General features: G+C 46.6%; 20 protein-coding genes. 14 read left to right on the forward strand and 6 right to left on the reverse strand.

Translation table 11 applies throughout. The features are described 5' to 3' along the window. The first annotated feature begins 479 nt into the window (after positions 1-479). Positions 480-1,205 (forward strand): EcsC family protein, encoded by a 726-nt coding sequence (locus WQ57_RS19235; RefSeq protein WP_046525395.1) that lies wholly within the window; start codon positions 480-482, stop codon positions 1,203-1,205. A 25-nt stretch (positions 1,206-1,230) separates the two neighbouring features. On the opposite strand, the gene WQ57_RS19240 is transcribed toward WQ57_RS19235, so the two are convergent. The 3 genes from WQ57_RS19240 to WQ57_RS19250 form a co-directional block, all read right to left on the reverse strand. Then, the gene (locus tag WQ57_RS19240; RefSeq protein WP_046525396.1) at positions 1,231-2,442 is read right to left on the reverse strand and encodes a M20 family metallopeptidase; all 1,212 of its coding nucleotides are present in this window, start codon (positions 2,440-2,442) and stop codon (positions 1,231-1,233) included. Between the two features lie 171 nt (positions 2,443-2,613). Next, complete coding sequence (locus tag WQ57_RS19245; RefSeq protein ID WP_046525397.1) at positions 2,614-4,011, reverse strand: hypothetical protein; 1,398 nt, start codon at positions 4,009-4,011, stop codon at positions 2,614-2,616. A 164-nt stretch (positions 4,012-4,175) separates the two neighbouring features. Then, a complete protein-coding gene (locus WQ57_RS19250) occupies positions 4,176-4,682 on the reverse strand; it encodes an antibiotic biosynthesis monooxygenase family protein (RefSeq protein WP_046525398.1) in 507 nt (168 codons plus the stop codon). Between the two features lie 226 nt (positions 4,683-4,908). Here WQ57_RS19250 and hemE point away from each other — a divergent pair, with 226 nt between their 5' ends. The 3 genes from hemE to hemY all read left to right on the forward strand — a co-directional run bounded on the left by hemE (position 4,909) and on the right by hemY (position 8,508). Continuing rightward, on the forward strand, positions 4,909-5,955 hold the full coding sequence (hemE, locus tag WQ57_RS19255; RefSeq protein WP_046525399.1) for a uroporphyrinogen decarboxylase: 1,047 nt from the start codon (positions 4,909-4,911) through the stop codon (positions 5,953-5,955). Between the two features lie 166 nt (positions 5,956-6,121). Further along, positions 6,122-7,051 (forward strand): ferrochelatase, encoded by a 930-nt coding sequence (gene hemH / locus WQ57_RS19260; protein WP_046525400.1) that lies wholly within the window; start codon positions 6,122-6,124, stop codon positions 7,049-7,051. Positions 7,052-7,086: 35 nt separating this feature from the next. After that, positions 7,087-8,508, forward strand: a complete 1,422-nt coding sequence (hemY, locus tag WQ57_RS19265) for a protoporphyrinogen oxidase (protein ID WP_046525401.1) — start codon at positions 7,087-7,089, stop codon at positions 8,506-8,508. 115 nt (positions 8,509-8,623) lie between these two features. On the opposite strand, the gene yhfH is transcribed toward hemY, so the two are convergent. Then, positions 8,624-8,758: a protein YhfH gene (gene yhfH / locus WQ57_RS25985; RefSeq protein WP_064537391.1), complete on the reverse strand. Its 135-nt coding sequence runs from the start codon at positions 8,756-8,758 to the stop codon at positions 8,624-8,626. A 171-nt stretch (positions 8,759-8,929) separates the two neighbouring features. On the opposite strand from yhfH, the gene WQ57_RS19270 reads away from it, so the two are divergent. The 9 genes from WQ57_RS19270 (at position 8,930) to WQ57_RS19310 (ending at position 18,928) form a co-directional block, all read left to right on the forward strand. After that, complete coding sequence (locus WQ57_RS19270; RefSeq protein ID WP_046525402.1) at positions 8,930-9,664, forward strand: MBL fold metallo-hydrolase; 735 nt, start codon at positions 8,930-8,932, stop codon at positions 9,662-9,664. A 44-nt stretch (positions 9,665-9,708) separates the two neighbouring features. Continuing rightward, a complete protein-coding gene (locus tag WQ57_RS19275) occupies positions 9,709-10,698 on the forward strand; it encodes a lipoate--protein ligase (protein ID WP_046525403.1) in 990 nt (329 codons plus the stop codon). Positions 10,699-10,851: 153 nt separating this feature from the next. Further along, positions 10,852-12,405, forward strand: a complete 1,554-nt coding sequence (locus WQ57_RS19280) for a fatty acid--CoA ligase family protein (protein WP_046525404.1) — start codon at positions 10,852-10,854, stop codon at positions 12,403-12,405. A gap of 234 nt (positions 12,406-12,639) precedes the next feature. Continuing rightward, positions 12,640-13,644: an ABC transporter substrate-binding protein gene (locus WQ57_RS19285; RefSeq protein WP_046525405.1), complete on the forward strand. Its 1,005-nt coding sequence runs from the start codon at positions 12,640-12,642 to the stop codon at positions 13,642-13,644. An 84-nt stretch (positions 13,645-13,728) separates the two neighbouring features. Further along, positions 13,729-14,742, forward strand: coding sequence for an ABC transporter permease (locus WQ57_RS19290; RefSeq protein ID WP_046525406.1), 1,014 nt, complete (start codon positions 13,729-13,731; stop codon positions 14,740-14,742). After that, positions 14,717-15,511 carry an ABC transporter ATP-binding protein gene (locus tag WQ57_RS19295; protein WP_046525407.1) on the forward strand — a complete coding sequence of 265 codons (795 nt, stop codon included), beginning with the start codon at positions 14,717-14,719 and terminating at the stop codon, positions 15,509-15,511. Before WQ57_RS19290 ends, WQ57_RS19295 begins: the two co-directional genes overlap by 26 nt. Positions 15,512-16,477: 966 nt before the next feature. Continuing rightward, positions 16,478-17,194: an AzlC family ABC transporter permease gene (locus WQ57_RS19300; protein WP_046525438.1), complete on the forward strand. Its 717-nt coding sequence runs from the start codon at positions 16,478-16,480 to the stop codon at positions 17,192-17,194. Further along, on the forward strand, positions 17,181-17,492 hold the full coding sequence (locus tag WQ57_RS19305) for an AzlD domain-containing protein (protein WP_420912403.1): 312 nt from the start codon (positions 17,181-17,183) through the stop codon (positions 17,490-17,492). The genes WQ57_RS19300 and WQ57_RS19305 overlap by 14 nt, the downstream gene beginning before the upstream one ends. Before the next feature lie 149 nt (positions 17,493-17,641). Next, entirely contained in the window at positions 17,642-18,928 is a 1,287-nt protein-coding gene (locus WQ57_RS19310; RefSeq protein ID WP_046525409.1) for a M48 family metallopeptidase, read from the forward strand. Between the two features lie 118 nt (positions 18,929-19,046). On the opposite strand, the gene WQ57_RS19315 is transcribed toward WQ57_RS19310, so the two are convergent. Then, the gene (locus tag WQ57_RS19315; protein ID WP_046525410.1) at positions 19,047-19,283 is read right to left on the reverse strand and encodes an IDEAL domain-containing protein; all 237 of its coding nucleotides are present in this window, start codon (positions 19,281-19,283) and stop codon (positions 19,047-19,049) included. A gap of 198 nt (positions 19,284-19,481) precedes the next feature. On the opposite strand from WQ57_RS19315, the gene WQ57_RS19320 reads away from it, so the two are divergent. Next, positions 19,482-20,060 carry a competence protein ComK gene (locus WQ57_RS19320; protein ID WP_046525411.1) on the forward strand — a complete coding sequence of 193 codons (579 nt, stop codon included), beginning with the start codon at positions 19,482-19,484 and terminating at the stop codon, positions 20,058-20,060. A gap of 25 nt (positions 20,061-20,085) precedes the next feature. On the opposite strand, the gene WQ57_RS19325 is transcribed toward WQ57_RS19320, so the two are convergent. Continuing rightward, a complete protein-coding gene (locus WQ57_RS19325; RefSeq protein ID WP_046525412.1) occupies positions 20,086-20,466 on the reverse strand; it encodes a YhjD family protein in 381 nt (126 codons plus the stop codon). Positions 20,467-20,514: the final 48 nt, after the last annotated feature.

Genomic DNA, 20,514 nt, shown 5'->3' on the forward strand with positions numbered 1-20,514 from the left:
AAAATGTCACTGACAGAAGCTCTCAGTGCCCAAAAATCCGGTCCAGCCGGAAAAAGGTCACTGAAGGGAGCTCTCAGTGCCCAAAAAACCGGTCCAGCCGGAAAAAAGGTAACTGACAGGTGCTCTCAGTGCCCAAAAATCCGGTCAAGCTGGAAAAAAGGTCACTGAAGGGAGCTCTCAGTGTCCAAAAAACCGGTCAAGCCGGAAAAAATGTCACTGACAGAAGCTCTCAGTGCCCAAAAAACCGGTCAAGCTGGAAAAAAGGTAACTGACAGGTGCTCTCAGTGCCCAAAAATCCAGTCCAGCTGGAAAAAAGGTAACTGACGGGAGCTCTCAGTGTCCAAAAAACCGGTCAAGCTGGAAAAAAGGTCACTGACTTGACAGTCGCCCTCGGCGGAGCCGTGCGAAATTCCATTGAAATTGTCCCTTCCGGAATCTGGCCCGGGATGGCGCGTATAGTTAGAAGAAGGGGTGATTCAATGAACGAGTATGAGCTGAAGGTGTATGATGAGCTCATGGAGTGGCAGCGTAAAATGCGAAAAAAATCGGGTCTGCTTACAAGGGCGTCAAAAAAAGTGCAAACGAGGATCAATGGCATGATTCCCGAGAAAGTGCATTCGCTTATGACCGAAAGCATTAAGAATATGGTGAAAGCCACGCTTACGGGTTCAGGGCTGACAACTAAGAAGCAGCAGGGAACAGGCTTAGGGCTGAAGGAGAAGGACCAATTATTCCGAAAAAAGCTTGAGACTTACCGCAAAACTGCTGCCATAGAGGGAGCCGGCACCGGGGCAGGGGGGATACTCCTTGGGTTTGCCGATTTCCCTTTACTGTTGTCGATAAAAATGAAATTTTTATTTGAGGCAGCATCCATCTATGGTTTTGATACGTCGAAGTATGAAGAAAGGCTGTTTTTGCTATATGTTTTCCAGCTTGCGTTTTCTGGAGAAGAGACACGAAGGGAGACTTACGACCTTATCCGTGAATGGGAAGCTTGTAAAAACAGTCTTCTGGAGATGGACTGGAAAGAATTTCAGCAGGAATACAGGGATTATATCGATTTGGTTAAAATGGCCCAAATGCTGCCAGGCATTGGCGCGGTGGTAGGAGCGTACGCGAATTATAACCTCCTGGATCAGCTGGGTGAAACCGCCATGAATGCCTGCAGGCTGAGAATCCTTAAAACGCCCCCGGCTGCTCAGTAGCCGGAGGCGTTTTTTTATTTAGACCTTATGCGAGATTTCCCTGAAACTCGGCCTCTGAGGCGTCCCGGTTTTGATAACGGATTGCGGCTGTGCCAAGTGCTTTGGCGGCTATTAGCATGGCTTTCTCGTCAAAATCAAATTTAGGGTGATGGTGCGGGTAGGCTGCTTCTGTCCCATTGGGATTGGCACCGGTAAAGAAGAAGCTTCCTTTTACGTGCTGTAAATAATAAGCGAAGTCTTCGCCTCCCATTTGAAGTTCGCTTTCTTCTATCTTAGTGACCTGGGGCACCTGGGAAACAGATTCGATCAGGAATTCCGTTTCCGGACCATGGTTCACAACAGCCGGATATCCGCGGAAAAAGGTATAATCATAAGTGCAGTCATTTGCCAGGCATGTACCTTGAATGACCTTTTCAAGCTGATCCTCTATAAAACTCCGTGCTTCCTCGCTAAAGGTCCGGACTGTCCCGATAAGCTTTGCTTTATCGGCAATGACATTGAATGCGTTCTCGGCCATGAAGGAACCGACTGAAAGGACGGCAGGTTCAGTTGGATTAACTCTCCGGCTGACGATTTGCTGCAGGTTTATAACAAGCTGGGAAGCCGTGACAATCGCATCATTGGTTTTATGAGGCTGGGCACCATGCCCGCCTTTTCCCTGAATGGTGATTTCAAACCTGTCGGCCGCTGCCATGATCGGACCGATTCGATACTGGACTGTGCCCGTAGGCTCGCTGGCCCAAAGATGTGTCCCGAAAATCACATCGACTCCCTCGAGACAGCCATCCTCAATCATGGCGATTGCCCCTCCTGGAGCATATTCTTCTGCATGCTGATGAATCATAACGTATGTACCTGCCAGGCTTCCCTTCATTTCATTCAGCGCCTTTGCGAGCACCAGCAGGGTGGCGGTATGGCCATCATGCCCGCAGGCGTGCATGATACCGGGCACCTGTGATTTGTATGGAACGTTTTTTTCGTCCTGGATTGGAAGGGCATCAAAATCGGCTCTTAAGGCTACGGTCTTACCAGGTTTTCCTCCATGGATTTTAGCGACCACCCCGTTTCCGCCGACATTCCCCCTTACCTCAATTCCCAGTTTCTCATAGTAGGATTTGATATAGGCGGCAGTATTGACTTCCTGGAAGGATAATTCGGGATGCTGATGCAGATACCTGCGGATATCGACCATTTCTTCATATAAGTTGTCCAGTTTTCCAAATAAACTTTCTTTCAAATTGGAGCACTCCTTTCAAGGGGGCAAAACTATTTAGACAATTATAACATTTCCGTCCGATATGCAGGTAAAGAATTGCTGCTTACCTCAGTATCAAGCAGGAAATACAAGACAAAAAAAGCCTGGTGAGAAAACCAGGCTTGCTAAAGTTTTAAAATCGGCCAGACCACTTTAAATCAGGAACATGGCGACTATGGTTGTTACACCCAGCCCGACGGCGACTGGCAGCAGATTGCGCCTTGCCAGTTCGAAAGGGTCGACATTACAGATGGCGGCAGCGGGAATAAGAGCCCATGGTACCAGAGTGCCTCCTCCCACCCAAATGGCAGCAATTTGACCTAATGCCGTCAGTGTAGCTGCTCCCGCTCCGATGGCACTGGCAAAAATGCCGGCTACCGAACCGGCAAGGGAGATGCCGGAGAAACCGGAACCATCCAGTCCGGTTATCGCGCCTACCGCTGTCAAGGTTACAGCTCCTACTTCTTTGCTTAACGGCACGACAGATGCCAGAGCGATTCCAAGGTCATTGACAATGCCGTTTGAGCTTTCAGGCAGGAAATTGCCGATGATTTTTGTGAAGCCCGAGTCCCCAAGGTAAAAGAAAGCTGCAATGGGAATCACAGGACCGAACACCTTAAAGCCAAACTGAAAACCTTCGATTAAGTAACTTGTTGTTTCCTCAAGTCCCTTCCCTTTATGCGAGGCCAGGGCAATGACGAGGAGGATGAAAATGGCCGTGCCTCCTACCAAAGCGGTGGCATCCCCGCCTGTTAAATTGAGGGTGAACATTGCTGCAACATTGGAGGCAAATAAAACCGGAATCAGTAAGGCAAATGCTCTCTTCTGCTTTAATGTCAGCAAATAGCCATGTGTCCCAGTGCCCTCCAGGCTCTTGCTTTCCAAAGCATTTCCGGAGACCAGCCTTCCATTTTTCATATCCCTTTTTAAAAAGTAAAAGGCAGTGACAGTTGTGACAATTCCCATGACAATTATGAGTGGAATGCTGGCTTGAACGACCTCTCCAACAGGAAGGCCCGCTGCATCTGCAGTCAGTTTAGGTGCGGCCTGGATGACGAAGTCTCCTGAAAGCGCAATTCCATGTCCAAAAAGGTTCATCGCCATGGCTACTCCAAGAGCAGGGAGGCCAACCCGGAGCGCAACTGGCAGCAAGACCGCACCCATAAGGGCAACAGCAGGAGACGGCCAGAAAAACCATGAAATGACCATCATAAGCAGACCGATAACCCAGTAGGCAAGGGCGGGAGTGCGAATCAGTTTTGCGAAAGGAGAAATCATGACATCATTAATGCCTGAGACAGTGAGGGTTTTGCTCATGGCGACAATGATTGATATGATCAGAATGGTAGGGAGGAGTTCGGTAATCGCGAAAATGAAGCTATTGAATACGGAACTAATGGAGGAGCTCAAGGAGCCTTTAGCCACAATCGCGATCAGAAAAATGCCAACAATCGAGACGATTGAAGTGTCTCTTCTCATAATCATGAATCCTATAATCAGGAAAATGAAACAAACATAAATCCAATGAAGAGCAGTTAACTCTACGGCCATGGTATCCTTCCTTTTTTTCGTAATTCCGACATTAGGCGGATGGCCTGAATGAAGGTATTACAGAATATGTACGCTTTTGAAAGTGGGTTCCATAGCAGGAGAATTAAAGTCCAGAACCGGAAAAATGAATAAAGGAGGACCTGCACGGCCTCTCCTTTGAATACCTATTCTTCTTCGGCTATACTATACGTGGTGATATAGGAGGCACCTGAAAAAATGGTCTGAGGGTGTGCCCCTGAGTTCCCGCCAGGCTTTTGATGGGCATTTTGGAAGGAATCCGATTCTTTCCACCGTTCAAATGCCATCCTGTTTTCCCACGCCGTCAATATTACATAAGTGTTGGAAGAAAGGGGACGAAGGACTTTAAGGGCAGCAAAGCCAGGCTGGTTTTCAATTTTTCCCTGGCGATTTTTAAACCGGTACTCAAACACCGGTCTGCCTTCGTCCGTAACGGGAATATTGTTCATCACAATGAACTCCGCCTTGCTAAAGCTTCCAGCCGAATCAAGCACTTCGTATTTTCTTGGACTGCTGAAAACGGTATTTCCTTCTGTTTCATGTAGAAGCACAGATGACTCATCATCACCCATCAGCAGCATTTTTTCGCTTGGATGTTTATCACGGAGCTTTCTTAAAAATTCACTGGTTCCGGAAGTTAAATAGATTTTCAAACTAATCACCTCTGGGTAAAAATTTTAAGTCTATTATAACTCTTCCCTTCAGGCGGTGCCCATAAAAGGCCTTCACCCGGAAAAACGTCATTTTTATGACATTTGCTCCTTCCTGCTAGGAATAGGACCGTTAAAAAGGATATAGTGTAAATAGCATAATGAAGCATGTTATCAATTTTAAAAATAACAGATTATAGAGATATAGTTGAAAGGTGGATCACCTCGGATGAGCAGAATAATGAATGATACGTTTTTAAAAGCAGCAAGAGGGGAAAGGACGGACCATGTTCCTGTTTGGTATATGCGGCAGGCAGGCCGTTCGCAGCCGGAATACCGGGCCATTAAAGAAAAGTATTCCTTATTTGAAATTACGCATCAGCCTGAGCTTTGTGCTTATGTAACCAGATTGCCTGTTGAACAGTACAATGTTGATGCTGCCATCCTTTACAAGGATATCATGACACCGCTTCCGGCCATTGGGGTCGACGTGGAGATAAAGAGCGGAATCGGCCCGGTGATATCGAATCCAATCGTTTCGCTTGCCGATGTGGAAAAGCTGGGGGAACTTAATCCGGAGCAAGATGTTCCGTATGTGCTTGATACCATTAAAATTCTCACAGAGGAACAGCTTTCCGTACCCCTGATCGGATTCTCCGGCGCACCGTTTACGCTTGCCAGCTATATGATTGAAGGCGGCCCATCGAAGAATTACAATAAAACGAAAGCTTTCATGTATTCGGAGCCGAAAGCATGGTTTGCGTTGATGGACAAGCTTGCTGAAGTGATTGTTACATATGTAAAGGCACAGATTAAGGCCGGAGCACGGGCCATCCAGATTTTTGATTCATGGGTCGGTGCCTTGAATGTTCAGGATTACCGTTATTATATCAAGCCAGTTATGCATCGGATCTTCACACAGCTTAAGGAAGAAAATGTTCCCCTTATTATGTTTGGAGTCGGAGCAAGCCACCTGGCAAGGGAGTGGCATGATCTTCCTATCGATGTCGTCGGCCTGGACTGGCGCCTGCCAATTAGTGAAGCCCGGGAAATGGGCATCCATAAAACCGTGCAGGGCAACCTTGATCCGGCAATCTTGCTGTCTCCTTGGGAAGTGATTGAAGAAAGGGCGAAAGCCATCCTGGACCAGGGAATGGCACAGCCCGGATATATCTTCAATCTTGGACATGGTGTATTTCCTTCCGTCAATCCGGAAACGCTGAAAAGGCTGACAAGCTTCATCCATGAGTATTCCGCTTCCAAACTGGGCCGTTAATTTGGCACATCGGCAAAATAGAATGTGAATCAGGCTTAGCGCCAGGCTTCGGCGATAGTAGACAATGCACCGGGGAAAGGTTTCTCCCCCGGTGTTTGTGTCTGTTACCGTCCCGATCGAGGTGCTCATGCTTTTCAGTATTGAGACTGTAAAAAGAGGTGCAATAATGGCAAAGAAAAAAATGGGTTTGCTTGTAATGGCATACGGCACTCCATATAAAGAAGAAGATATTGAAAGATACTATACTCATATCCGCCATGGCCGAAAGCCAACCGACGAGATGCTGGAAGACCTGAAACAGCGCTATGAAGCAATTGGCGGTATTTCCCCGCTTGCTAAAATCACCCGGGAGCAGGCGGAGGGGCTGGCTGGCTACCTGAATGAAATCCAGGGTGAATATGAATTTAAAATGTATTTGGGCCTAAAGCATATCGAACCATTTGTCGAGGATGCGGTTAAGCAAATGCATGAAGACGGAATTCAACAGGCAGTCAGCATTGTTCTCGCGCCGCATTTTTCCACTTTCAGTGTGAAATCCTATAATGGCCGTGCCAAAGCGGAAGCGGAAAAGCTTGGAGGACCGGAGATTATCTGCGTTGAAAGCTGGTATGATGAGCCTAAATTCATTCAATATTGGTCAGAGCGTGTAAAAGAAACATATGATTCCATGCCTGTGGATGAAAGGGAAAATTCTGTTCTGATTGTATCGGCTCACAGCCTTCCAGAGAAGATTCTCCAGTCCGGCGATCCATATCCGCAACAGCTGCAGGAGACGGCGGAACTTATTGCCGAAGGTGCCGGGGTCAAAGACTTTGCTGTAGGCTGGCAAAGTGCCGGAAACACACCGGAACCATGGCTGTGCCCGGATGTACAGGACCTTACAAGAGACCTTTTCAATGAGCATGGGTATAAAGCATTTGTATACGTCCCTGCTGGCTTCGTAGCAGATCATCTTGAAGTTCTTTACGACAATGATTATGAATGCAAAGTAGTCACCGATGAGGTAGGCGCAGCCTATTACCGGCCGGAAATGCCAAATGCCCAGAAGGAATTCATTGATGCACTTGCAGCCATAATCCTGAAAAAATTGGCTTAAAGAGGACTATTACAGAAGAAAAGTAGGCGATAACCTTGGCAGTAGACAAGAAAAAGGTTGTCATAGCTGGTGGGGGAATCACTGGGTTGACAGCCGCATATTATCTGCAAAAATACGCCCGTGAGCATCAGCTGCCTTTGGAAGTAAAATTGGTGGAAGCATCAAGCCGGGTTGGCGGGAAGATGCAAACTGTAACAAAGGATGGCTTCACTATTGAACGGGGCCCCGACTCCTTCTTGGAACGAAAGCAAAGCGCTGCCAGGCTTGCAAGGGAAGTGGGACTCGGGGACAAGCTTGTCAACAATTCGGCAGGCAAGTCCTATGTCCTGGTCAGGGAACAGCTGCATCCCATGCCAGGGGGCTCCGTGATGGGAATTCCGACCGAAATCGGCCCGTTTGTCACAACTGGGTTATTCTCATGGCCTGGAAAAGTCAGGGCAGCGGCCGACTTTTTTCTGCCGCCTTCCGAGGCACAGGCAGACCAGCCATTGGGGACTTTCTTCCGCCGCAGGCTTGGAGATGAAGTAGTTGAAAATCTGGTTGAACCTTTATTATCGGGTATCTATGCAGGCGATATCGACCAAATGAGCCTGATGGCAACCTTTCCGCAGTTTTACCAAGTGGAACAGAAATATGGCAGCCTGGTGCGTGGGATGAGAAAAACTGCCCCTAAGGCAAAGAAGCCTTCTGAACCGGTATCTGCTAAGAAAAAAGGGATCTTCCTTACAGTTTCGACTGGATTGGAGTCTTTTGCTGACGCAATAGAGGCCCAGCTTGAACCAGGGTCTGTCCTTAAAAGCACAAGGGTGGACAAGGTAATGAAGGAAGGCGGAAGCTATTCCCTGCGTCTCAGCAACGGAGAGCAATGGAATGCAGATTGCGTTTTGGTGACTGCACCCCATGAGGCGGCTTTGCACATGTTTTCGGAGTACGAGTCCCTCTTTGACGGATTCAAGAATATGCCGTCCACCTCGGTTGCAACGGTATCGCTGGCGTTCCCGGCGGAAGCAATCAAACAGGATATCGATGGTACGGGATTTGTCGTCTCACGCAACAGTGACCATCGAATAACCGCTTGTACCTGGACACATAAAAAATGGCCTCATTCCACTCCAGAGGGAAAGGTCCTGCTCCGCTGTTATGTGGGCAGACCTGGGGATGAAGGAATTGTTGAACAGACAGATGCGGATCTTGTGAAAATTGTTCTTGAGGATTTGAACAAGACGATGAATATAATGGCTGAGCCAGAGTTTTCTGTAATCAGCCGCTGGAAAGAAGCTATGCCGCAATATCTGGTGGGGCATAAACAAAGGGTCGAAGAGTTGAATTCAGGGCTGCGAACGCAGCTTCCGGGAGTATATGTCGCTGGCAGTTCCTATGAAGGCCTGGGCATTCCCGACTGTATCGACCAAGGGGAAAACGCTGTACAACAGGTATTGGATTTTTTAAAACGATAGCATTCAGATAAAAAAGAAGCCAGCTGCGAATGCAGCTGGCTTTTCCATGGGCACTATTTAAAGGAATGTGACACAAGTGTGAAATTTCAGATAATAGCGGACGAAGAGTTATAGTTTAATATTTTCCGGGATCCATGCAGTTGTCGCATTTGCTACCGTAGCATTCGTGCTGCTCGCTCATTTTCTCGCCGCATTCTGTGCATTGCTTTGCTGGAAGATTCCGAAAAAATTCAACGACATTTTCAAGCATGTTAAAGACCTCCAAATTTTGTATTGTTTTGGTACAGTTATTAAGTTGTTTTTATTGTATTATAACAGCGATGGCGGTGTCAACCATTGTTTTATAACAAACTTAATTAAATGAAAAGATGGGCAAAATGGAGTATAGTGAATGTGGAAAATGAACTAGGGAGGAATGGACATGAAGCTGACGGTGATCGGCTGCTGGGGAGGCTACCCGAAGAGGAATGAAGCAAGTTCAGGTTATCTTTTGGAGCACGAAGGATTCAATTTGCTTATAGATTGCGGCAGCGGGGTGCTTTCAAAGCTGCAGAATTTTATACAGCCGGAACAGATTGATGCGGTGGTGCTGTCGCACTATCATCCGGACCACAATGCAGATATCGGGGTTCTTTACCATGCAAGGCTGATCCAAGGCTTCCTTGGTACGAAGCCTCCGGAATTGCCTATTTACGGACACAGCCTCGACCAGAAAGAATTCGCCAAACTTACATATAAAAAAACGATCAGGGGAGTTGCTTACCATCCGGAGCAAATCCTTGAGGCAGGACCTTTTAAGATCAGTTTCCTCCGGACTGTTCATGCGGTCCCTTGCTTTGCAATGCGGATTGAGGCAGGGGGAAAGGTATTGGTTTATACCGCCGATACTTCCTATAAAGAAGAATTCATTCCATTTGCGGAAAATGCCGACCTGCTTTTATGCGAATGCAATTTCTATGGGAATCAAAATGGCAAGGGTGCAGGCCATATGAACAGCTTTGATGCCGGCAGCCTTGCAGCAGCAGCCCAGGTAAAACAGCTAGTGCTGACACACCTGCCCCATTATGGAAGGCTTCAGCAGCTTGCGGAGGAAGCCGCTGAAAAATATAGTGGGGAAGTCCGCCTCGCAGAGGAAGGCCTCTCGATACCCCTATAAAATATGCTGTTCAAAAACACTGCTTTTAAGAAAGGAGACACATGATGTTATTTATCGATAATAAGGGCATTACCGACCCGCGAATAAACCTGGCGATTGAGGAATATGCCGTTAAGAACCTTGATATTAATGAAACCTATCTATTGTTTTATATCAATGAGCCCTCGATCATCATCGGCAAGAACCAAAATACAATAGAAGAAATTAATACAGAGTATGTCGAGAAAAACGGGATTCACGTAGTGAGACGGCTGTCAGGAGGAGGTGCCGTCTATCATGATCTCGGAAACCTGAACTTCAGTTTTATCACGAAGGATGACGGAGAAAGCTTTCACAACTTTAGAAAGTTCACCGAACCTGTCGTGGAAGCTTTGAAAAAAATTGGCGTCAATGCCGAGCTGAGCGGACGGAACGATCTTCTGGCTGAAGGAAGAAAGATATCAGGAAACGCACAGTTTTCAACGAAAGGAAGAATGTTCAGCCATGGTACTTTAATGTTCGATTCTGAAATCGACAATGTTGTATCAGCTCTGAATGTGAAAAAAGACAAGATTGAGTCCAAAGGAATTAAATCTGTCCGCAGCCGTGTTGCCAACATATCCGAGTTTTTGGCTGAAGACATGACGATAGAAGAGTTCAGAAGCCTGTTGCTGAAATATATTTTCGCTGGTGCTGATGTAGTTCCGGAATACATTTTGACACCAAAAGACTGGGAGGAAATAGAAAAACTCTCGAAGGAGAGGTACCAAAATTGGGATTGGAACTATGGCAGGTCGCCAAAGTTTAATTTGCAGCATTCCCACCGCTTTCCGGCTGGGCAGATTGATGCCCGATTCGAAGTCAATAAAGGCATCATTGCCAATTGCAAGATTTATGGTGACTTTTTCGGGGTTGGCGATGTCAAGGAGATTGAAGAACTGCTTACAGGAGTCAAATATGAAAAATCCAGTTTGGAGGCAGCTTTGGCAGATGTCAGGACCGAACATTATTTCGGGAATATTTCCAAGGAAGATTTTATCAAACTAATCTATTAGTACAAAAACACGGTGCCAAGCCTGGTGCCGTGTGTTTATTTTTATGAGCAAAGCCCGATATTTCTCTTGAATGCATAAACTTCTTTCAATATAATATATTTATAAAATTTTTAAAATATGGTGAATATTTCACCAGAAAAGGGGGATGGAGAATTGAATATTACTTCACGATTGCATGAAACAGCGTTAGAGCTTGGGGAAAAACCTGCCTATCACTTTATGGGGCAGACAAGTACATATGCGGAACTGGATGCAGCCGTCTCAAAATTCGCATCGGGACTAGTGCAGCTGGGAATAAGAAAAGGGGATCATATTGCCCTGCTTTTGGGGAACTCGCCTCATTTTGTCATCAGCTTATATGGTGCGTTAAGGCTGGGAGCTACAGTCATTCCGGTAAACCCAATCTATACGGCAGACGAAATTGGCTATATTCTTCATAACGGAGATGTCAAAGCAGTGGTCGGGCTTGATTTGATGGTGCCGCTGGCTGAGAAAATGTATGAAAAACTGCCGAATATTGCACACTATATCATTTGTGAGTCCGGGCAGCCTGAAGTGGATCAAGATGGCTCAAATCTTTCATTACGATCAAAAATGAAATCGTTTACAAGTGTACTTGCTTCCGGTGAGGCCAGTTTCAAAGGGCCGGAGCTGGATAAGGACGATACAGCCGTCATCCTTTATACGTCCGGAACGACGGGCAAGCCAAAGGGAGCAATGCTTACGCATGGAAATCTTTACAGCAACGCGATAGATGTAAGCGATTACTTGCGGATTGCGAAGGAGGACCGTGTCATTACGACATTGCCGATGTTCCATGTATTCTGCCTGACTGTTGCCCTCAATGCTCCATTGATGAATGGCGGAACACTCCTGATTGTGCCAAGGTTTTCACCAGGGGAGATTTTCCAGATAGCCAGGGACTTTCAGGCCACTGTATTTGCCGGTGTGCCAACCATGTATAACTTCCTTCTGCAGTATCCTGAAGGAAGGGCAGAAGACCTTCAATCCCTGCGCCTGTGCATATCAGGAGGAGCTTCCATGCCTGTTGCGCTTTTGGAGAACTTTGAAAGGAAATTCAATGTCAGGGTTTCGGAGGGGTATGGATTGTCCGAGGCCTCCCCGGTTACATGCTTCAACCCGCTGGACCGTCCGCGCAAGGCTGGCTCGATTGGCATGTCGATTGTCAATGTGAAAAATAAAGTGGTCAATGAATTAGGAGAGGAAGTTCCGGCGGACCAGGTGGGAGAACTGATTGTAAAAGGTCCAAATGTAATGAAAGGCTATTATAAAATGCCTGAAGAAACAGCCGCTGCCATTAAGAATGGCTGGCTTTATACAGGGGACCTTGCGAGAGTGGACGAAGAAGGTTACTTCTATATTGTCGACCGCAAAAAGGACCTTGTCCTGGTTGGCGGCTATAATGTGTACCCTCGTGAGGTGGAAGAAGTACTTTACAGCCACGAAGATATCGTTGAGGTCGCTGTAGTCGGTGTCCCTGACCCCAACTTCGGAGAAGCTGTACGCGCTTTCGTCGTCAGCAAAAAACCCGAATTGCGTGAGGAAGAATTGATCGAATTCTGCAAGGAACACCTGGCAAAATATAAAGTTCCAAGCTCGATAGACTTCCTTGAAGAGCTACCTAAAAATACAACAGGGAAAATCCTGCGACGTTCCCTCAAAGACCAGTTATTGCAAACCAAATAATGTAATCTGGAGCCCTGAAGAAGGATGCTTGAATCACATCCTATATGCTGGGCTTTTTTTTGTAAAGAAACGCAAGGGAATCTTTTCATCTGCCAGGCATTTACAGGACGAGTTCCAATTTTCTAAAAATTAATGAAAATTCACTTGATAACTAAATTGAAATAATATTATAATAGTTTAACAAATAAAAGCATAAAAGCGTTGAAGTAAAAGATAAATAGGGGGAAAAATACTATGCTGAAAAAAATGAAAGTAATGGCGGCAGCAGGGATTGCGGGAGCCTTGTTGCTCGCAGGCTGCGGCAGTGATGAGGCCGGAAGCAGCCAGGGAACGGAAGCTGAAAAGGAAGGCAGCAAAACCTTTAAAGTCGGGGTAACCCAAATCGCTGAACATCCATCCCTTGATGCGGCATTCGAAGGGTTCAAGCAGGCATTGGAGGAAAAGGGTCTTGAAGTTGAATACGATGTCCAAAATGCGCAGGGAGATGCCAACAACAACGCATCAATTGCCAATAACTTTGTCGGCGACAAGGTGGATTTGATCTTTGCGAACTCTACGCCAAGTGCCCTGAGCGCGCTTAACGCGACAAAAGATATTCCAATCGTTTTTACATCCGTTACTGACCCGCTGGGGGCCGGCCTTGTAAAATCGATGGAAAACACTGAAGGAAATGTAACTGGTACAACCGATACCCATCCGGAAGCAATTCCGAATACGGTGAAGTTTATGGATGAACAGTTTGAAGGCAGCAAAGTCGGCCTGATCTACAATTCCGGCGAGCAGAATTCGATAGCCCAGATCGACCTCGTAAAAAAGGCTGGAGAAGGTACTGACCTCAAATTTGTTGAAGCCACAGTTTCGACTACAGCCGAAGTAAAACAGGCAGCAGAATCCCTGGTCGGCAAGGTGGACATGATTTACATCATCACCGATAATACAGTCGTATCCGGCCTGGAATCCGTCATTATGGTCGCTAATGACAATGACCTCCCGCTGTTTGTTGGTGAATTGGATTCCGTGGCGAAAGGCGGGTTTGCCGCTTACGGTTTCGACTATAAGGATATCGGCTACGAAGCCGGACTCATGGCGGCCCAAATCCTTGACGGCGAAAAAACGCCTTCCGAATTGCCGGTACAATATCCGCAGAACCTGAAGCTGGTTATTAATAAAAAGGCAGCTGAAGAAATGAACGTTGAAATAAAAAGCGAGTGGGACAGCCAGGCTGAATACCTTGAATAAGTGATGATGACCTTCCCTGTCTGAATTCAGCCAGAAGTATCCCAACCGGACAGGGAAAGAAGCATCAAAGAAAGGAAGTTGATGATGCCTACAGCTATTTTTGGGTCGCTTGAAGCTGGCGCCATTTACGCACTTATGGCTTTGGGAGTGTACCTGTCATTTAGGATCCTGGATTTTCCTGACCTGACCGTCGATGGAAGCTTTGTTACTGGCGGTGCGGTTGCAGCGATATTAATAGTAGGAGGAGCCAATCCGTTTCTTGCAACAGCAGCTGCCATCGTGGCGGGCTTCCTCGCAGGGTGCATTACGGGACTTTTGCATACGAAAGGGAAAATCAATCCCCTCTTGTCCGGAATTCTTATGATGATTGCCTTATATTCAATCAACCTTCGAATCATGGGGAAATCCAATGTCCCGTTGCTTGCTGAGGAAACGGTGATGACGAAACTCTCGAATTTCTGGAAGGGACTTGGAATTGACGAGGCTCTCTCTTCGATTGGTTTTATACCAAAGACCTGGGCCATCCTATTTTTCATGGTCCTGCTGGCCTTCGCTGTTAAGGCAGTAATGGACTGGTTCCTGAAGACAGAGTTTGGCCTTGCGATTAGGGCAACCGGGGATAACGAAACAATGGTGCGCAGCTTTTCGGTGGACACCGATTTTTACAAAATTTTCGGTTTGGGTCTTTCAAATGCTCTTGTGGCTTTTTCCGGGGCATTGATTGCCCAGTACAACGGTTTCAGCGATGTAGGGATGGGCATCGGGATGATTGTAATCGGTCTGGCGTCCGTCATTATTGGCGAAGCTGTATTTGGGGCAAAAAATATCGTCAGAGCTACCGCAGCAGTAATTGGCGGTGCCATTCTCTACCGGATTATCGTTACTATGGCTTTAAGGGTCGAATTCCTTGAAACAGGCGATATGAAATTGATTACCGCATTGATTGTCGTGGGTGCACTGGTCCTCCCAAAAGCCATCGACAGGCAAAAGGAAAAGCAGCGCAAGCGGAAACGCCTAAAAGCCATGCAGGAGCAAAACCTCAACAGTGAAACCGGCGGAAGGGGGCAGAACCTTGCTGCAGTTGAATCAGATTTATAAAGTGTTTAACGAAGGAACAGCAGATGAAAAAGTGGCCATCAACCATGTAAACCTTCAGCTGGCTCCTGGAGACTTTGTTACCGTGATCGGAAGCAACGGTGCCGGGAAATCGACGCTGATGAGCGTCATATCTGGAAAGCTTTCTCCTGACGTTGGAAATGTGCTGATCAACGGAAAGGAAGTTACCGAAATGGCTGAACATAAGCGGGCCGCTTATGTTGGCCGGGTATTCCAGGACCCGATGGCCGGCACCGCCCCGTCAATGACGATTGAGGAAAACCTTGCAATCGCCTATTCCCGGATGAAACCCCGAGGTCTGGGGTTGGGAGTCAACCGCAAGCGGCGCGAGTTTTTTAAGGAAAAGCTTGAAAGCCTTCACCTTGGACTGGAAAATCGCCTAGAAGCAAAAGTGGGCTTGCTGTCAGGAGGGGAGAGGCAGGCACTGTCCCTCTTAATGGCAACTTTTACAGAGCCTAAAATCCTGTTGCTGGATGAGCATACGGCGGCCCTCGATCCATCAAGGGCAGAGCTGGTCACCCAGCTGACCAAGGAGATTGTCAGCCAGTACCAGCTGACAACCTTGATGGTCACCCATAATATGCAGCAGGCGCTTGAGCTGGGCAACAGGCTGATCATGATGGACCAGGGCCAGATTATATTTGAAGCACAGCCAAAAGAGAAAAAAGTATTGACGGTTGATAAGCTCCTGAACGAATTCCAGCGGATTCGCGGGGAGAAGATGAACAGCGACCGCGCTGTACTGATTTAGAGACAAAGGCACATGGTGATCCATGTGCTTTTCCTTTGTGAAAAAAGGGGCTTTTTAGGAGAGGGTGGATTGGAAACACTGAGAGGTCGTGTCACGTGTCAGTGCCCGAAAAAAGAGTCACTGACAGGTCGTGTCAGTACCCGAAATCGGCAGAGTGGGAGAAAAAGAGGCACTGAGAGGTCGTGTCAGTGCCCGAAATTGGTCGGAGGGGAGAAAAAGAGGCACTGACAGGTCGTGTCAGTACCCGAAATCGGCAGAGTGGGAGAAAAAGAGTCACTGACAGGTCGTGTCAGTACCCGGAATTGGTCGGAGGGGAGAAAAAGAGTCACTGACAGGTCGTGTCAGTACCCGAAATCGGCAGAGTGGGAGAAAAAGAGGCACTGAGAGGTCGTGTCAGTGCCCGAAATTGGTCGGAGGGGAGAAAAAGAGGCACTGACAGGTCGTGTCAGTACCCGAAATCGACAGAGTGGGAGAAAAAGAGTCACTGACAGGTCGTGTCAGTACCCGGAATTGGTCGGAGGGAAGAAAAAGAGGCACTGACAGGTCGTGTCAGTACCCGAAATCGGCAGAGTGGGAGAAAAAGAGTCACTGACAGGTCGTGTCAGTTCCCGGAATTGGTGTAGGAGGAGAAAAAGAGTCACTGAGAGGCAGCCTCAGTACCCGAAATCGGCAGAATAGGAGAAAAAGAGTCACTGACAGGCATCCTCAGTACCCAAAATCGACAGAACAAAAGAAAAAGAGTCACTGACAGGCAGCCTCAGTACCCAAAATCGACAGAACAAAAGAAAAAGAGTCACTGACAAGCAGCACCCAAAATCCCAAATTACCCGAAGAGGAGAAAACAGCCGTTCAAAAATATGGCAGAACTATGTATAATATAGCTTAATTGTTCGTTTTATTAATATATTCATTACTAGAATGCTAACAAAATCAACACGAGGGGTGTGATTCCTTTTGGAAAATGTGATGGCCATCGGCCGGGTTTCAGAATTTAAAAAGGGCCTGCAGGGGGGCATCAGTATTGCCATTGGGTATATGCCGATTGCGCTCACCTTTGGACTGATTGCCAAAACGACCGGTTTGACATTGGGCGAGACCCTTATGATGAGTTTGCTTGTGTTTGCCGGAGCGGCCCAATACATATCCCTTAGTCTTCTTGCCCAGGGAATAGGTATGGTTGAAATTGTCCTGACTACCTTTATCGTCAATATCCGTCACTTTTTAATGTCGGCCTCCCTGAATGAAAAGGCTGAAGATGATACGCCCGGGAAAAGGATGTTGTATTCATTCGGCATTACGGATGAAACATTTTCGGTTGCCGCCACACAGCCGGGCACTGTTTCCACAGGATATATGTTTGGCTTGACCCTTATCTCCTACTCGAGCTGGGTGGTTTTTTCAGGCGTCGGGTTTTTAATTGGCGCGGGTTTGCCGAAGACACTGCAGGAAAGCATGTCCATTGCTCTTTACGCGATGTTTATCGGCCTGCTTGTTCCTTCCATGAAAAAAAGCATCAAGGTCGTTTATCTGGCTGCGCTTGCTGCCTCTTTTAATACGGTCTTTACACTAGCCGGATTGATGTCCACAGGATGGGCCATCGTTTCAGCAACTCTCCTATCGGCCATCATTGTGGAAGCCGTCGAGGCGATGAAACCTGGAAAGAAGGTAGATGACCGTGAATAAGGAAATTGTGCTGATGATTATTGGGATGGGACTGGTAACCTATATTCCCCGCATGCTGCCATTCATTATGTTCAGGGGGAAAGAGCTGCCGCCATTTATCCAGGGAATCCTGAAAAATGTTCCCTATGCAACGCTTGGGGCGTTGATTTTTCCCGCAGTACTGTATATCCAGGAGGATATATGGTACGGTATTGTCGGTGCTGCCGCGGCATTTGCTGCCGCTTTTTTAGGGGCCAATGTGATTGTCGTGGTGATTGGCTCCATTGCCGTCCTTAGCGTCTACTCGTTTTTCTTCTAGTAAATCCAAAATGAAAAGGCATCGGGAATTATATTCTTGATGCCTTTTTGGCAATAGGGACAAAATTAGAAAAGCTGTCTTTCTTGTTCTATTTTGGGCTTATCCGCTTAAACTAGTCATATAGGGTCGTACGAAAAGGGGGAATAGCTGTGGCAAGAAAGATTGGCTTTTATGCGATGCTTGCCTATGTGGTTTATGGCTTTCTTGTTTACGGGTATCTATTTTATTTCGCCGATACAAGTTTGCCATTTGAATATCAAGGTTCGAGGGCAGACCCTGCTACCTTTATGAATGCACGGGAACTGATGCTAAGCGAAGAATATTCGAAGATCCGCAATTTGATGTTTTTCCTCTCCGCTCCATTGGAGTGGCTGATTTATTTGCTGATTTTGCTCCTGGGCCTTTCCAGGGCGTTCAAAAAATGGGGGCAGGAAACAACAAAGAACAAATTCGGCCAGGCTGCGATTTATGTAATCTGGCTATCCTTTTTCACGTTTTTGCTGACATTCCCATTAAGCTATCTGAGCTATAATCTTTCCAGGACGTATAATATCTCAACGCAGAGTTTTCCGTCCTGGATGAAGGATGAACTAATCGACTTTTGGGTCAGTTATGGAATGATGCTTGTCATCGTCTTTGTATTATATTGGCTGATTAATAAAAGCAGGAAATTTTGGTGGCTGTTCGCCTGGCTGCTTTCCATTCCGTTCACTTTGTTCATCATGTTTCTCCAGCCCGTAGTGATCGACCCGCTTTATAATGATTTTTACCCGTTAAAAAACAAGGAACTTGAAGGCAAGATTCTTGAGCTTGCCAGCAGGGCGGACATTCCGGCGGAGCATGTCTTTGAAGTCAATATGGCGGAAAAAACCAATGCTCTGAATGCGTATGTAACGGGAATTGGGACCAACTCCCGAATCGTTCTCTGGGACACAACGCTTAATAGGCTGAACGACGACCAGATCCTGTTCATCATGGCCCATGAAATGGCCCATTACGTTGAGAAGCATTTATATATTGGCATTGCTGGCTACCTGCTCCTGTCGCTTGTGGGACTGTATCTTACTGCGAGGGTGATGAACTGGGCAATTCAAGGGTATGGTAAGGATTTGAAAGTTGGCGATATCGGGGACATTCGTTCATTGCCCTTATTTCTAATGATCATTTCAATGCTGGCCTTTGCCGCCAGCCCATTATCCAATTTCGTATCCAGATATCAGGAGACAAGGGCGGACCGCTATGCGATAGAAATGACCGATCACCCTGAAGCCGCCATCACATCGTTCCAGGAACTTTCGCAGGCCGGCTTAAGCCAGGTCAATCCGCCTTTGCTCGTGAAAATATTCCGATATGGGCATCCCACCATGCTGGAGCGGATTTCAAGGCTGGAGGAATACGAAATCCAGAAGCGGAACAGGGAAGCTGAGAGCCCATGAAAATGGGCTCTTTGCATTCAGGTGACTGCCAGTTCCAGCGCCTATCCAGTTTCACTTGAATATCCGCGTTTCTTAAAAATAAAGATTCCCCCGCAGCAGCGGGGGATTTCGTTTTTTCCTATGTGCCGAACTGTCGGTTAAGGTCTTTTAATTCCTCTGTCAAAGTCAAGAAGAGAGGCTGATTCCGGTCATCAATCGCTTTGTCGATTTTAGCAAGCAGCTGTTTTTTCCGATGGGTGAGCTGAATTTCAGAGAGGAGCATATCAACATATAATTCCAGTACAAATGTTTCTTTTGCCTTAATCCGCTTCATTACGCTGGCCTTCATGATTTCAGAATACGACTTCTCTTTCACTGATCTTCACCTCTTATACCTTTTTTTTATTATATGGAGTTGGAGGTGAATAATCAACTAAATTATTTTAATTTTTAGAAAACTATTATTCGGGAAATTGTGTATAAATTTAGAACTTTTGATTTTGGTGGGTAAATCTGCCTGGAAACAATGATATGATGTATATTGGGTAATTAGTCCCGATAAGGAGAGGATGGCATGAATATAGAGCATAACCACATGGATGAGTATGAGATCAACCCGCTTACAATGATTATTTTCCCATTCCTTTACGGAAGCAGGGTTTTTTCAAAGGTAGTTGAAATGGAAGATGAATACATTTCGCCCTTAAAGCCACTTGACCTGGTAAAAAGGGGCTGCGAGTACAATCTTTCGGATTACGAAGCCAGGAAAAAAGCAACCAGAATGCTGACTGGGATCACACATAAAATCCCCATCGCCATAGACCCCTTTAGCTCCGTTTATTTTTTGCCAACCATATCGCCAACCAAAACAGGCTGCATTTGGGTTTCGCACGAGCACGTGCTGGATCACAGACGCCATGACCCGCATAGCACACGGGTTATCTTCAGGAATAAACAGGCCTTCATTCTTCCCGTCTCCTATAGCTCTTTTGAAAAACAGCTGCTTAGAACTTCGCTCCTAAGGACGAGGACTTTACAAAGAATGAAGGAAAATGAGAGAAGGGCAAGCTATCTGATAAGCGGCCGGAAAGCCCAGGAAGAAAGGCAGCCAGTTCTAATCAATGAAAGGTTTCTGTTTGACCAAAATGAATAAACGGCATAGACCCTCTTTTAGGGTCTTATTTAATTAAATTGGGAGTTTGCCTGTGCCTTTTAAACAGATAATGGATCATCAGCTCCTGTACTTTATTGCGTATTCTGGGGTTAAAATAATTATGATGTTCTTCGTACCCCCTGTAAAGGAACAGGTACATGGTGAAAGCCTCATCCTGCTTGACCTTTTCAACGCGCAGGCTGTTTTGCTTCATGTAGCTTTTAACCAGGGCCAATTCCCGCTGGATGGCTTTCATCGTTTCTTCAATCAATTCAAGGTAAGGTTTTTTTAGCTTGAAGGCGCTCTTTTCAACCACAATAAGATCACGGTCAAGAATGGTTAGCACCATTGGCAGGTAAATGGCCTGCTCCATGATATCACGGTCTTTTTCAGGTATCCTTGTCATCTGGGTTTGCTCCTTTTAAAATTCGGAACATATGTTCTGTTATTATAT

It is taken from the genome of Mesobacillus campisalis, from assembly GCF_000986785.1.
GTDB classification, from domain to species: domain Bacteria; phylum Bacillota; class Bacilli; order Bacillales; family Cytobacillaceae; genus Mesobacillus_B; species Mesobacillus_B campisalis.